Annotated in this window: 13 protein-coding genes; 7 read left to right on the top strand and 6 right to left on the bottom strand. The window is 63.4% G+C overall.

Annotation, left to right across the window (positions count from 1 at the left end):
* Window positions 1–16 precede the first annotated feature (16 nt).
* The 3 genes from QCE58_RS21795 to QCE58_RS21785 are packed head-to-tail and all read left to right on the top strand — an operon-like array spanning window position 17 to window position 3,947.
* A complete protein-coding gene (locus QCE58_RS21795; RefSeq protein WP_008348574.1) occupies window positions 17–1,342 on the top strand; it encodes an MFS transporter in 1,326 nt (441 codons plus the stop codon).
* Window positions 1,343–1,373: 31 nt separating this feature from the next.
* Window positions 1,374–2,879 (top strand): M81 family metallopeptidase, encoded by a 1,506-nt coding sequence (locus QCE58_RS21790; protein ID WP_008348572.1) that lies wholly within the window; start codon window positions 1,374–1,376, stop codon window positions 2,877–2,879.
* A gap of 39 nt (window positions 2,880–2,918) precedes the next feature.
* Window positions 2,919–3,947: an alpha/beta fold hydrolase gene (locus QCE58_RS21785; RefSeq protein WP_034472629.1), complete on the top strand. Its 1,029-nt coding sequence runs from the start codon at window positions 2,919–2,921 to the stop codon at window positions 3,945–3,947.
* A gap of 20 nt (window positions 3,948–3,967) precedes the next feature.
* Here the strand turns inward: QCE58_RS21785 and cadR are convergent, their stop codons facing one another.
* Complete coding sequence (gene cadR, locus QCE58_RS21780) at window positions 3,968–4,399, bottom strand: Cd(II)/Pb(II)-responsive transcriptional regulator (protein WP_008348568.1); 432 nt, start codon at window positions 4,397–4,399, stop codon at window positions 3,968–3,970.
* 202 nt (window positions 4,400–4,601) lie between these two features.
* Here cadR and QCE58_RS21775 point away from each other — a divergent pair, with 202 nt between their 5' ends.
* From QCE58_RS21775 to QCE58_RS21760, 4 genes are all read left to right on the top strand, one after another.
* Entirely contained in the window at window positions 4,602–6,665 is a 2,064-nt protein-coding gene (locus tag QCE58_RS21775) for a cation-translocating P-type ATPase (protein WP_250522036.1), read from the top strand.
* Window positions 6,666–6,692: 27 nt separating this feature from the next.
* Entirely contained in the window at window positions 6,693–7,034 is a 342-nt protein-coding gene (locus tag QCE58_RS21770) for a double zinc ribbon domain-containing protein (protein WP_250522035.1), read from the top strand.
* Entirely contained in the window at window positions 6,962–7,594 is a 633-nt protein-coding gene (locus tag QCE58_RS21765; protein ID WP_250522034.1) for a hypothetical protein, read from the top strand. Before QCE58_RS21770 ends, QCE58_RS21765 begins: the two co-directional genes overlap by 73 nt.
* Window positions 7,595–7,682: 88 nt before the next feature.
* Window positions 7,683–9,662 (top strand): PhoX family phosphatase, encoded by a 1,980-nt coding sequence (locus QCE58_RS21760; protein WP_250441089.1) that lies wholly within the window; start codon window positions 7,683–7,685, stop codon window positions 9,660–9,662.
* Between the two features lie 77 nt (window positions 9,663–9,739).
* Here QCE58_RS21760 and QCE58_RS21755 read toward each other — a convergent pair whose 3' ends face one another.
* From QCE58_RS21755 to QCE58_RS21735, 5 genes are all read right to left on the bottom strand, one after another.
* The gene (locus QCE58_RS21755; protein ID WP_241484872.1) at window positions 9,740–9,919 is read right to left on the bottom strand and encodes a hypothetical protein; all 180 of its coding nucleotides are present in this window, start codon (window positions 9,917–9,919) and stop codon (window positions 9,740–9,742) included.
* Between the two features lie 204 nt (window positions 9,920–10,123).
* On the bottom strand, window positions 10,124–10,684 hold the full coding sequence (locus QCE58_RS21750; RefSeq protein WP_008348559.1) for a PAS and helix-turn-helix domain-containing protein: 561 nt from the start codon (window positions 10,682–10,684) through the stop codon (window positions 10,124–10,126).
* A gap of 75 nt (window positions 10,685–10,759) precedes the next feature.
* Window positions 10,760–11,731, bottom strand: coding sequence for a dipeptidase (locus tag QCE58_RS21745; RefSeq protein WP_250522033.1), 972 nt, complete (start codon window positions 11,729–11,731; stop codon window positions 10,760–10,762).
* A 13-nt stretch (window positions 11,732–11,744) separates the two neighbouring features.
* A complete protein-coding gene (locus QCE58_RS21740; RefSeq protein ID WP_250522032.1) occupies window positions 11,745–13,106 on the bottom strand; it encodes an MFS transporter in 1,362 nt (453 codons plus the stop codon).
* A gap of 154 nt (window positions 13,107–13,260) precedes the next feature.
* Window positions 13,261–14,136 carry a glycine betaine ABC transporter substrate-binding protein gene (locus QCE58_RS21735; RefSeq protein ID WP_175981212.1) on the bottom strand — a complete coding sequence of 292 codons (876 nt, stop codon included), beginning with the start codon at window positions 14,134–14,136 and terminating at the stop codon, window positions 13,261–13,263.
* Window positions 14,137–14,140: the final 4 nt, after the last annotated feature.

The raw sequence follows: 14,140 nt of genomic DNA, 5'->3' as shown, positions 1-14,140 counted from the left end.
AGACAAGGAGACGCGGATGTCGACGATCCAGACCCTGCGCAGCGGCGATGCCGTTTCGGCGCTCTACAGCAGAATCAACTGGCGGCTGCTGCCGCTCCTCATCGCGTGCTACATGTTCGCGTATCTGGACCGCGTGAACGTGGGCTTCGCGAAACTTCAGATGCAAAGCGATCTCGGCTTCTCCGATGCAGCGTACGGCGTCGGCGCGGGGATTTTCTTCATCGGCTATGTGCTGTTCGAGATTCCGAGCAACCTGATGTTGCCGAAGATCGGCGCGCGTCTCACGTTCAGCCGCATTCTCGTGCTGTGGGGCATCACGTCGGCGTGCATGCTCTTCGTGCGCAACGTGCCCGCGTTCTACGCGATGCGCTTCCTGCTCGGCGTCTTCGAAGCGGGTTTCGCGCCAGGCATGATCTATTACCTCTCGAACTGGTACGGCCCGAAGCGCATGGCGCGCGCGATTGCGCTCGTGTTCGTCGCGGGGCCGCTCGGCGGTGTCGTCGGCGGGCCGCTGTCGGCGTGGCTGATTGCGTCGCTCGGCGGCGTCGGCGGACTCGCGGGCTGGCAGTGGATGTTCCTCGTCGAAGGCCTGCCGTGCATCGCGCTCGGCGCGCTCGTGTGGCGCGTGCTCGCCAATCGTCCCGCCGATGCGCGCTGGCTCACGCAGGACGAACAGCGGCTCGTCGAGGCGGAAGTCGGTCATCACGGCGGCGCGTCGCATCGCATCGAATCGTTCGCGGAGATCGCGAAGAACCCGCGCATCTATCTGCTGGCGATCGCGTACTTCTGCATCATCTTTCCAATCTACGCGATCAGCTTCTGGCTGCCGACGCTCATCAAGGAGCAGGGTCTCAGCGGCTCCATGCACGACACGATCCGCCTCGGCTGGTACGTCGCGATTCCGTACGTCGCCGCGGCCGTCGCGATGTACGCAGCGGGCCGCCGTTCCGACAAGGTCGGCGAGCGCCGCTATCACAGCGCAGTGCCCGCGCTCGCCGCCGCCGCGCTGCTCGTGATGACGCCGTATGCGAACGGCAACGTCGTCGCGACGCTCGCGCTGCTCACGCTCGCCACCGCCTGCATGTGGATGGCCTACACGGTGTTCTGGGCGATTCCTTCCGAAACGATTTCCGGCCCCGCGGCGGCGGGCGGCATCGCGCTCATCAACACGATCGGCTTGTCGGGCGGATTCTGGGGCCCCGCGATGATCGGCTGGGTCAAGTCCGCAACCGGCAGCACGAACGGCGGCCTCGTCGTGATGGCGTGCATGGCGGCGCTGTCCTGCGTGCTGATTCTCGCGAACAGGCGCACGGCTGCCGCGGCCACGGCACGCGCGGCCTGAACATCAATCGATACTCGAAAGGACAAAGGTCATGAAGATTCTGATCGCAGGATTCCAGCACGAAACGAACACCTTCGCGCCGACGAAGGCGAGCTACCAGAGCTTCATCCAGGGCGAAGGCTTTCCGCCGATGGCGCACGGCGACGATGTCCTCAAGCTGCGCGACGTGAACGTGCCGATCGGCGGTTTCATTCAATGGGCCGAGGCGCAAGGGCACGAGCCGATTCCGGTGATCTGGGCGGGCGCGAGCGCATCGGCGCATGTGACGCAGGACGCATACGAGCGCATCGCGGGCGCGATCGTCGATCGCGTGCAGGCAGGCGGCTTCGACGCGATCTATCTCGATCTGCACGGCGCGATGGTCGCCGAACATCTCGACGATGGCGAAGGCGAACTGCTGGCGCGCGTGCGCAACATCGTCGGCGATGCGATGCCGCTCGTCGTTTCGCTCGACCTGCATGCGAACGTCACGGCGCGCATGGTCGAACTCGCGGATGCACTCGTCGCGTATCGCACGTATCCGCACGTCGATATGGCCGAAACGGGCTTGCGCGCGGCGCATCTGCTGGCAAAGCGCATCGAACACGGGAAGCCGTTCGCGCGCGCGATGCGGCGCATCCCGTTTCTGATTCCGGTGAACGGCATGTGCACGCTCGTCGAACCGGCACGCGGCATGTACGCCATGCTCGAGACATTGGAGAAGGATGTCGTGTCGCTGTCGTTCGCGCCGGGCTTTCCGGCATCGGATTTCGACGAATGCGGTCCGGTGTTCTGGGGCTACGCGCTCGACGGCGAGGCGGCGGACTTCGCGGTCGACAAGCTATACACGCAACTCGTGGACGAAGAAGCGCGCTGGAACGTGCCGTTCCTCTCTCCCGATGAAGCCGCGCGTGAAGCGATCGACGCGAGCCGCGATGCGGGCAAGCCCGTCATCATCGCGGATACGCAGGACAATCCGGGCGTCGGCGGCGATTCGAACACGATGGGCATGGTCCGCGCACTGCTGCGCCACGACGCGCGCGACGCTGCGGTAGGCGTTATCTGGGACGAGAAGGCGGCGCATGCGGCGCATCGCGCGGGCGTCGGCGCGCGCATCAGGATAGCGCTGGGCGGCGGCTCGAACGTGCCCGGCGACGCGCCGCTTGAAGGCGAGTTCGAAGTCGAGTATTTGTCGGATGGCCGCTTTCGCTTCGACGGCCCGATGCTCAATGGCATGTCGGGCGAACTGGGACCGACCGCTTGCCTGCGTATCGGCGGCGTGCGTATCGCGGTGAGCAGCATCAAGATGCAGGTCTTCGACCGCAATCTCTTTCGCGTTGCGGGCATCGAGCCGGAGCGCATGAAGATTCTGGTGAACAAGAGCTCGGTGCATTTCCGCGCCGATTTCGAGCCGATCGCCGAGCGCGTGCTCGTCGCGAAAGCGCCCGGCCCGATGGCCGCCGATCCGGCCGATCTGCCCTGGCGCAATCTCGATTCGCGCATGCGTGTGCGACCGCTCGGGCCGACGCTCGCCGAACTGCGCGCATCGGCTGCGTGAACGTTTTTCATCGACTACATGGACAAGGAGAATCAAAAGATGCCGGACGATCAGATCAACGCGCGGCGCCGACGCTTGCTCGGCACGGCGGTCGCGAGTGTAGGCGCGATGCAGCTCGGTTTCAGCGACCTCGTGCGCGCGCAGACCGCGCCGCGCGCATCGTCGAGTGCGGGCTTCGCCGGCATTCGCCAGATCGACGCGGGCGCGCTCAACATCGGCTATGCGGAAGCGGGTCCGGCGAACGGTCCCGTGGTGATCCTGCTGCACGGCTGGCCCTACGACATCCACGCATTCGCGGAAGTCACGCCGATGCTCGCGGCGCAGGGTTATCGCGTGATCGTGCCGTATCTGCGCGGGTACGGCTCCACGCGCTTTCTTTCCGCCGACACGCCGCGCAACGGACAGCAGGCGGTGGTCGCGGTGGACATCATCGCGTTGATGGATGCGCTCAAGATTCAGCAGGCCACGCTCGGCGCGTTCGACTGGGGCGCGCGCACGGCGAACATCATCGCGGCGCTGTGGCCGGAACGCGTGAAGGCGATGGTCTCGGTGAGCGGCTATCTGATCGGCAGCCAGCAGGCGAATCGCGCGCCGCTGCCGCCGAAAGCCGAGCTCGCATGGTGGTATCAGTTCTACTTCGCGACCGAGCGCGGCCAGGCGGGCTACGAGGCGAACCGTCACGCTTTCAACAAGCTGATCTGGCAACTCGCATCGCCGAAATGGAACTTCGACGACGCGACGTATGACCGTTCCGCGAAATCGTTCGATAACCCCGATCACGTCGCCGTGGTGATTCACAACTATCGATGGCGTCTCGGGCTCGTGCAGGGCGAAGCGCAATACGACGCGCTCGAACAGCGGCTCGCGAGCGCGCCGACGATCGGCGTGCCCACGATCACGATGGAAGGCGATGCCAACGGCGCGCCGCATCCCGATCCGTCGGCGTATGCCAAGAAGTTCACGGGCAAGTATGAGCATCGGAACGTCGCGGGCGGCATCGGCCACAATCTGCCGCAAGAAGCGCCGAAAGCATTCGCCGATGCGGTCATCGACGCAAGCCGCATGTAACGCGCATGCAGGACGAAGCGCTAGCCGACGTGTGACTTCTTCGTTCTGCGTCCCGGCGTCTTCTGCGATGTCAGTTCGTGCACGATCCCGCACGAATCGACGGCGTGCTCGCCGCGGCATGTCTCGCGCAATGCGGTGAGCCGGTCGCGCAGCCTCATCAATTCGTCGATGCGCGCGCTTACGTGGCCGATATGCTCATCGACGAGCGCATCGATTTCGCGGCAATCCGGCGAGCGCGCCTGCAATGCGTAGAGCAGGGCGCGCACTTCGTCGTGCGTCATGTCGAGCTCGCGGCAATTGCGGATAAGGCGCAGGCGTTCGACATGCGTCTTGTCGTAAGTCCGGTAATTCGCGTCCGTCCTTGCAGGCGGCGGAATCAGCCCTTCCTTTTCGTAGAAGCGGATCGTATCGGGCGTGCAATTCGCTATGCGCGCCAGTTCCCCTATCTTCATTTCGGCATCCTTTTTTCTTGACCCTGGAGTGGCTCCAAGGTGTTCAATTCGGGAAAAGTCAAGAAAAGGAGCCAGTATGTTACGTCCCGAGAGCATCGGCAAGCCCCGGCCTGAGCCGGCTGATCGTCGTGTCCGAAATGATTTAAAGGAATACGAAATAAAGACGAAAGCTTCGGTTCGGACGGAGATCGTCGTCGACGAGATGGATTGTCCGACCGAAGAGACGCTGATCCGCAAGAAGCTCGCGGGCATGCCGGGAGTCGGATCGGTCGAGTTCAATCTGCTGCGTCGCGTGCTGACCGTCGAACACGATGCCAACGCGCTCGCATCCGTTCTCGATGCGTTGCGCGCACTGGGCTTCACGCCGCGCACCGAACCCCGCAACGACGCGCCCGCAGGCAAGCGCGCGGTGTGGATGCTCGCCTTCGCGTGCGTTGCGGCGGCGGCGTCGGAGGCTGCGAGCGGGTTCGGCGGACCGTCCTGGCTCGTCGTCGCGCTCGCGCTCGCCGCGATCGCTTCGTGCGGCTTCTCGACGTATCGCAAGGGCTTCATCGCCATCAGCAACGGCAACCTCAACATCAACGCGCTGATGAGCATCGCCGTGACCGGCGCGATGATCATCGGACAGTGGCCGGAAGCCGCGATGGTCATGGCGCTTTTCACGATCGCCGAACTCATCGAGGCGAAGTCGCTGCAAAGGGCGCGCAACGCGATCGCGGGACTCATGAAGCTCGCGCCCGACACGGCGACCGTTCTGCAAGCCGACGGCCTGTGGCGCGCGATGGAAGCGAGCGCCGTCACGCGCGGCGCCGTCGTGCGCGTGCGGCCGGGCGAGCGCATCGCGCTGGATGGCGTCGTCACGTCCGGGCGCTCCGCCGTCAACCAGGCGCCGATCACCGGCGAAAGCCTGCCCGTCGAAAAGTCGCCGGGCGACGATGTGTTCGCGGGCACCGTCAACGAAACCGGCTCGTTCGAGTTTCGCGTATCGGCGGCGGCGAAGGACACGACGCTTGCGCGCATCATCCGCGCGATCGAAAGCGCGCAAGGTGCGAAGGCGCCGACGCAACGTTTCGTCGATCGTTTTGCGCGCATCTATACGCCGCTCGTGCTTCTCGTGGCGATAGCGGTCGCGGTCGTGCCGCCGCTCGCGTTCGACGAGTTGTGGTACGCGTGGATCTATCGCGCGCTCGTGCTGCTCGTCATCGCGTGTCCGTGCGCGCTCGTCATCTCGACGCCGGTGACGATCGTCAGCGGACTCGCCGCGGCGGCGCGGCACGGCATCCTCGTGAAGGGCGGAACCTTTCTCGAACGCGGACGGCGCCTGCGCTGGCTCGCGTTCGACAAGACCGGCACGATCACGCACGGCAAGCCGGTGCAGACGCATTTCGCGCTGCTCGACCGGAGCATGGACGAAGGCCGCGTGCGCGCGATCGCGGCGAGTCTCGCGGGCCGTTCCGATCATCCGGTTTCGCTCGCGATCGCGCAGGCCGCGAGCCAGGACGGCGTGCCGCGCATCGCGGTGGAGGCGTTCGAAGCGGTGCCGGGGCGCGGCGTTCGCGGTGTCGTCGAAGGCCGTGCTTACTGGCTCGGCAATCAGCGAATGATGGAAGACATCGGACGCGGCGCGAGCCATGCGAAGCGCCGGGCTGAAGCGCTGGAGCGTGAAGGCAGGACCGTCGTGATGCTCGCCGATGCGGACAACGTCCTCGGGCTTTTCGCCGTGGCGGACACCGTGAAGGAATCGAGCCGCGACGCGATCGCCCGGCTTCACGCGCTCGGCGTGCAGACGGCGATGCTCTCGGGCGATAACCCGCACACGGCGCGCGCCATCGCGAGCGCGGTCGGCATCGATCGCGTCGAGGCGGGCCAGTTGCCCGAGGACAAGCTGCGCACCATCGAAAGTCTCGGCGCGGACGGCAGCGCGGTCGGCATGGCCGGCGACGGCATCAACGACGCGCCTGCGCTGGCGCGCGCGGACATCGGTTTCGCGATGGGCGCGATGGGCACCGATACGGCCATCGAAACCGCCGACGTCGCGCTGATGGACGACGACCTGCGCAAGATCGCCGCGTTTATCCGTCTTTCGTCGGCGACGCACGCGATTCTCGTGCAGAACATCGCGTTCGCGCTCGTCGTGAAGGGCGTGTTTCTCGCGCTCGCCGTGGCCGGACTCGGTTCGATGTGGATGGCCGTGTTCGCGGATGTCGGCGCAAGCCTGCTTGTCGTCGGCAACGGGCTGCGCATTCTGCACAAGCGCTTCAACTGAGCACCTCACCAGCAAAAGGAGCAAATCATGAGTTTCTTGCGGAAGCTGTTCGAGAACGGTCACTTCGGCGGACATGGCGGGCACGGCGGGCACGGCGGGCACGGCAGCCATCGGAGAGAGCATGACCGGCGTCATCGGGACGGCTATCAGGAATACGACGGCGATGAATCGTGGGGCCGTCATCCCGGCTCGATTCCGCCGCTGCCGCCCGATGTGATCTGCCCGCAATGCCGCAAGTCGAATCCGCCGGACACGGCCGTCTGCAAGCAGTGCGACACGCCGCTCGATCCCAGCCGATGCCCGACGTGCGGCACGTCGATCCAGGCGGGCGGGCGGTACTGCGTCAGTTGCGGGAAGCGCGTGGTTTGATTGTCGGAGCGTGTGGGGAACGCGCCGCCTTCGCAAGACTGGAAGCCAAAAAAAGGCCACTGATGAGTGGCCTTTCTTCGCGATGCGATAAGAACGGTCGCGCGGCGATCAGTTGCACGCCAGCACGCCAGCACGCCAGCACGACGGCGCCGGTGACGTCTCCCGTGTCGGGCCGCTTCGCGGCGTACACGATCGCGATGGGAGGATGCGTCGCATCGTTGCCCATCAGTCGCGACATGACGTTCATGCCGCCGCCCATGACCTGTCCGCCCGCGAAGACGGTGTCCTTCGTGACGCTTGCGTTGCTGTCGGATCCGATCGGGCGACGTGGCCATCAGATTGGTGCAGGCGAGGGTGCCCGTGCGTTTGGCGAGCGTCAGCCGATTGCCGACGACGTAATGCGCGCCCTGGTTGGCGTTGAAATTGCCGCCGCCGGAATCGGAACCGTCGGTCCAGCGGCCGATAGCAAAGCCTCAGCGGAGAATTTCTACGTTCCGGTCGAGGAATCAAGAGATTACAGCGTCCTGTCAAACAAATTTCACATTTCTTTCCTAAAGTAGCGCGTCAACCGGCACATCGGGCTGCAACGGCCCGAAGCAGGGACATTCATCGCCGGTACAAACCCACGATCAAGGACTCGAACCACACATGGCGCTGCCACTCGACCTCTCCCGCCGCAAAGCTCTCAAGATTCTCGCCGGCGCACCGATGCTGCCGCTCGGCGGCGCGACCGCCGCTTCGCTGCTCGCCACCGCATGCGGCGGCAGCGACAGCAACGCGGCGACGAACGCGTCCGCGCCCGCGTCGACGGCTGCGTTCACCACGGCGACGTTCAGCAGCATGGCCGCGCCGACGCTCGCCGATCCCGCGGCGATGGCGAAGACCACCGTCGGCTCGACCATGACCGTGAACTTCAGCGACGGCAGCAATCGCGCGTACAAACTCGCGTATCAGCCGTTCTTCGTGACGGGCGATGTCGTGCCGAACACGGCCGGCGGCACCATCGTCGCGGGCGGCTATTTCGATATCGACAATCAGCCGATCATCGACAAGTCGGTGGCGGGCAAGGAGCGCCAGTTCTTCTCGGACTGCCCGGACGGCACGTCGCTCATCAAGCTCGACAAGACGACCGTCAAGGGCGTGAAGGGCAACGCCGTGTTCGCCGTCGTGCAGTTCGAATACACGACGCGCGACCAGAACGCCGCGAGCATGTACGGCCGCCTGCCGTCGCCGATCGCCGTGCTGACGCTCGATCAGGATCCGGCCACCGGCAAGCTGACGCTCGTGAGCTACGCGAACGTCGATACGTCGAAGGCGAACGGTCTGTGGATCACGTGCGGCGCGAGCCTCTCGCCGTGGAACACGCATTTGTCGAGCGAAGAGTACGAGCCGGATGCGGCGCTCGGCTCGAAGGACGCGCAGTTCCTCGCGTATAGCCGGAACCTTTACGGCGATCAAACGAAGGCCCGTCCGTATCACTACGGCCATGTGCCCGAAGTCACCGTCAACCCGGACGGCACCGGCACGATCAAGAAGCACTATTGCCTCGGCCGCATCTCGCACGAGCTGATTCAAGTGATGCCCGACAAGCGCACCGTCATGATGGGCGACGACGCGACCAACGGCGGCGTCTTCATGTTCGTCGCGGACAAGGAAGCGGATCTTTCGGCCGGCACGCTTTACGTCGCGAAATGCGCGATGACGTCATCGGCGGGCGCGGGCTCGGCCAATCTGACGTGGATGAACCTCGGCCACGCGACGAGCGATGAAATCGAGAACCTCGCCAACACGCTGACGCTCGCCGACATCATGGATGTCGTCAGCGATGCGACCGTCGGCGCGACGCTCGATGCGAGCTATACGCGCATCAACTACAACGGCGCGTTCAACTGGATTCGCATCAAGCCGGGCATGGAGAAGGCGGCCGCGTTTCTGGAGACGCATCGCTACGCGGCATTGCGCGGCGCGAGCATGTGCTTCACGAAGCTCGAAGGCACGACGGTCAATGCGAAGGACAAGATCGTGTACTCGGCGATGTCGCAGATCGTCAAGTCTATGGTCAAGGGCGACGCGCACGCGGCCGAATTCGCCGTCGACAAGACCATCAACTCCGGCGCGGTGTACGCGTTCAATCTGAAGGGCGGACAGAAGGATCTGACCGGCGCGGCGATCAACAGCGAATGGGTTCCGGTCGACATGGCCGCGCCCGCCGCGCTCGTCGGCGAAGACATTTCCGCCGATGCGCTCGGCAACATCGGCAACCCGGAGCGCATCGCGAATCCGGATAACCTCAAGTTCTCCGAGAAGCTGCGCACGTTGTTCATCGGGGAAGACAGCGGCCGGCACGTCAACAACTTCCTGTGGGCATACAACGTCGATACGAAGTCGCTGTCGCGCATTCTGTCGGCGCCGTCGGGCGCTGAATCGACGGGCCTGCACGCGGTCGACGAGATCAACGGCTGGACCTACATCATGAGCAACTTCCAGCATGCGGGCGACTGGGAAACGCCGCTGCATTCGAAGGTGCAGGCGACGCTCGATCCGCTGATCCGCGCGAACTACAAGGATCGCTACGGCGCGGCGGTGGGCTATCTGACCGCCGATGCAACCTCGGTCAAGCTGAGTTGACGAGCCAGGGGAAGCGCAACGCTTCCCTCGATGCGTAGCTTCGAGGTGCGTCGCGGACGCGGCGCGCCTCGCGGAGTTCAGCAGCTTTGCTCGTAATCGATATATTCGAAGCCGGCCGCAATCGCATAGCGGATCGCTTCTTCGACGTTCGGAAACTCGCCGGCCAAGCGCACCGAACGCTCCATCCCGTTCAAATCCTGGATTCGCGCCGTCGCGGCAAACGCGTCGCCGTGCCGGACCGCCGCCGGCGTGACCATCATGTCCCTGTAGCTGAAGACCATTGCTTCTTTCTCTTCCGGATGTCGTCGGCCCGCGCCGTATGGCTGCGGAACACGCGTTATGAATGTCGAAAAGGCGCGAACGATCTGGCGTCCGGCTCCTTCTGCTTCAGGTTATCGGCATCGGAAAATGTTTCTTTATGCGAGCGCTTTCGTCTGAATATTGCGGCAGTTCGCACCGATTCAGGCCAGGAGCCGCGCGATCAGGTCTTGTGTGGCTCGCGCGCCGTATTTGCGCAGCAGGCTTGCACGATGGATGTCGACCGTGCGAGGGCTGATGTTCAACTCCTTGCCGATCTCCTTGCTCGTCATGCCATGCACGAGCAGCGCGGCGACGTCGCGCTCGCGCTCGGTCAGCAGGCTTGCGTTGTCTGATTGCTTCGTGCCTTGCGACAGATCCGTGAACGTCCAGACCGCAAGCTCGAAAGGCCGCTTCGGGTTATAGCCGAAGCCGCCGACCGTCACCCAGAAATAGCTTCCGTCGACACGCCGCATGATGCGGTCATCGCTGAATACGGCATGCTTTGCAAGCAGCGGCGCCAGACGATGACCGGTGGTGGTGAAATCCTTCTGCTCGGGATAGAGCTTCGAGAACGACTGCTCGATGATATCGCTGCGTTTTGCCCTGAAGAGTTCCAGCGCGCGTGCATTGCAGTCGACCATGATCCGCTCTCTCGCGACGATGACGGCCACGGGCAAATGCCTGAACAAGTCCTCGTAGTCGAGCTTGGGCGAATCGGTCATGTCGGGAAGATTGTCGCGTCTGGCGAAAAGTTACTGTAACACCGAGGTTCGGCACTTTTCGCACGGACTTTCGCTTCAACCGTTCCAGACTTCACCGAATACGCGCAGCCAGTTTTCGCCCATCACTTTCCTGATGCGAGATTCGCTCCAGCCGGCCTTTTGCATCGCGGCGGTGATGTTCGGAAACTCGCCGATCGTGCGAATGCCTTCCGGATTCACGACCTTGCCGAAGTTCGTCAGACGGCGATAACGGCCCTTGTCGTGCGTGATCCAGTCGAAGAACTCGGTGCTATAGCCTTGCGTGAAGTCCGTTCCGATACCGACCTTGTCTTCACCGATAAGATCGATGACGTATTCGATAGCTTCGAGATAATCGTCGACGGTCGCATCGGCGCCTCGTCTCAGGAAGGGCATGAACATGGTCACGCCGACGAAACCGTTCGCTTCGGCAATCTCCTTAAATTGCTCATCCGTCTTGTTGCGCGGATGCTCTTTCAACGTATAAGGGCAGCAGTGCGAGTAGGTGACGGGTTCCTTCGAGCAGGCGATCGCATCGGAAGAAGTCTTCGCGCCCACATGCGAAAGATCGACCATGATGCCGACGCGATTCATCTCCTGAATCACTTCGCGGCCATATCCCGACAAGCCGCCATCCGGTTCATAAGAACCCGTACCGACGAGATTCTGCGTGTTATAGCAAAGCTGGACCACATTCACGCCCAGCTCCTTGAACACCTCGATATAGCCGAGGTTGTCCTCGAACGCATACGCGTTCTGAAAGCCCAAGATGATGCCGGTCTTGTTCTCTTTCTTCGCGCGCAGGATGTCGTCGGTCGTGCGTACGAGTGTCAGAATCTCGCTGTATTCGCGGATCTGCTGCTTCATTTCCGCGATGTTATCGATGGTCTTCTGGAAGTCTTCCCACACCGACACGGTGCAGTTCACGGCGGTGACGCCGCCCTTTCGCATGTCTTCGAATACGGAGCGCTCGAACTTCGAGATGTTCAGTCCGTCGATGATGATGCTCGAATCGTGAAGGCTATTCATCGCGTGTATCCGTTCAGATGGTTCTCTTGATGCCGCGCTCGACGGCCGGGCCACTGCTTGCGCTGTTGTTCGACGAACCTGCTTCTTCGAGCGCGGTCTTCGACGTTTCGCGCAGCGAGAGGCCGCCGATCATCGCGAAGATGGATACGGCGATCAGGTAATACGCCGGCGACAGATTCGTTCCCGTTTCCGCGATCAGCCACGTCGCGACGAGCGGCGCGGTGCCGCCGAAGATCGTGTACGCGAGGTTGTATGTGATCGCGGATGCGGTGTATCGCGTCTTCGTCGCGAACACTTCCGAAAGAAGCGGAGCAGTGACCACGCCCGAAAGCACCGCGCCCACCGCGAGCAGCGCAACGCCGAGCAGCGAAGGCGACAGATTTCCCGATCCGCCGAGCGCGAAGGCGGGATAGACCGAGACGATGATGAAGATGCACGTCGTCGCGATCGTCGCGCGGCGGCCCACGAGGTCGGAGAACAGACCGGCGAGCGGGCACAGCGCCGCGGCGAAGAAGAGCGCGAGCACGGTCACGAGAAGCGATGTTCCGCGCGTCAGATGTCCGGCGACCTGCATGTAGGTCGCGAAATACGTCGTGAACGTGTAGAACGAAAGCGCCGTCACCGAAACGAATGCGCCGAGCTTCAGAATGTTTCCGGACTGCGAATGCAGGGTTTCCATCAGCGGCGCATGCGCGACTTCATGCTTGCCTTCGAGCGCCTGGAATGCCGGCGTCTCGTGCAGATTCACGCGCAGATACACGCCGATGAGACCGACCGGCGCCGCGATCAGGAACGGCACGCGCCAGCCCCAGTCGACCATCGCCGCGGGCGAGAGCGACGATTCGAGCGCATAGGCGACAACGGCCGCGCATGCGAACGAAGAGAACGTCGAGACCGGAACGAAGCTGCCGAAGAACGCGCGGCGTCGGCGCGGCGCGTGCTCCATCACATAGGCGCACGCGCCCGCGTATTCCCCGCCTGCGGAAAAGCCCTGCACGCAGCGGATGATCGTGAGAAGCAGCGGCGCCCAATAGCCGATGCTCGCATAAGTCGGCAGCAGCCCGATCAGCGTCGTGGCGCCGGCCATCAACAGGATGGTGAAAGCGAGCGTGCGCTTGCGGCCGATGCGGTCGCCGACCACGCCGAAGAAGAGGCCGCCGAGCGGACGGAATGCGAAGGCGACCGCGAAGACCGCGAACGTCTTCAGGAGACCGACCGTAGGATCGCCACTGGGAAAGAACTCGCGCGTCAGGATGGTCGCGAGAAAGCCGTACGCCGCGAAATCAAACCATTCGACAAAGTTTCCGATCGACGCCGCCGCGATGACACGTCTCAGCGTTTTGGTATCGACCTCGTGAGTTGCTTGATGTGGCATGGCGCTTCACCCCTTTCGCGTGTCGGATTCGATCCGGATTGAAAGGAGCGTAAGTGCTCAAATTACTTAGGTCCATACGTGCCAATTACCTAGGTAATCGGCGGTCCGACGACGCCGCCGCGCCCGGCGTGCAAGGCCGGGCGCGGCTTCGCGCCTATTGCTGGAGCCACGCCTGGACCTTCTCGGGATGGCTGTCGACGAACTTCTTCGCCGCCGCGCTCCAGTCGTTCGATGCGTTGCCGTCGAGCTCGATCGATTCGACATCCGCCAGCGTCAGCTTGAAGTGCCGGATGAAGACATTCGCGCGCGGAAATTTCGTCGCGAACTGCTTGGAAGAGAAGCCGTGAATCTGCTCGTCGCCGCCGAGCACGCCCTTGGGATCTTTCAGATAACGCATCTTGTACTTCTGCCAGAGCCAGTGCGGACTCCACACCGTCGCGACGATCCAGCTCTTCGATTGATACGCGCGCGCAACGGCGGTCAACATGCCGGCCTCGCTTGCGCGAATGAGGTTATATCCGGCGAGGTCGTATTCCTTCAGCGCCTTTTCCGAAGCGACCATCTCGCCCGCGCCCGGTTCGATGCCCTGAATCGTGCTGTTCAACTTGCTCTTGACTTCGGGCTTGTTCAGATCGCCGATGGACGCCACTTCGCTCTCGGGCACGTAATCCGGCACCGCCCAGCCGATCTTCGCGCCGGAATAGATGACGCCGAGATCTTCCATGTCGTTCTTGAAGCGCGCGTAGTAGGCCGCGTGCGTGACCGGAAGCCACGCGCCGAGCATCAGGTCCACATCGCCGCGCGCGATGCCCTGAAACTGAATGCCGAGGTCCGCCGTGGTCAGGGTAACGGGTTGTTGCAGCTTCGTTTCGAGAACGTACTTCGCGGTATAGACGACCGCCTGCGTATCGGCCCAATTTGCTAGCGTGATCTTGATCGGCTCGACGGCGCTCGCGCACATCGCGAACGTGACAGTGGAGACTGCAACGGCAGCTTTCATGGCGAAGCTCACGGACAAGGCATTCTTCATTGAC

This window comes from Caballeronia sp. LZ028 (assembly GCF_031451415.1).
Lineage (GTDB): Bacteria > Pseudomonadota > Gammaproteobacteria > Burkholderiales > Burkholderiaceae > Caballeronia > Caballeronia zhejiangensis.
The sequence above is the reverse complement of the archived record's forward strand: the minus strand, read 5'-3'. Positions and strand labels throughout refer to the sequence as shown.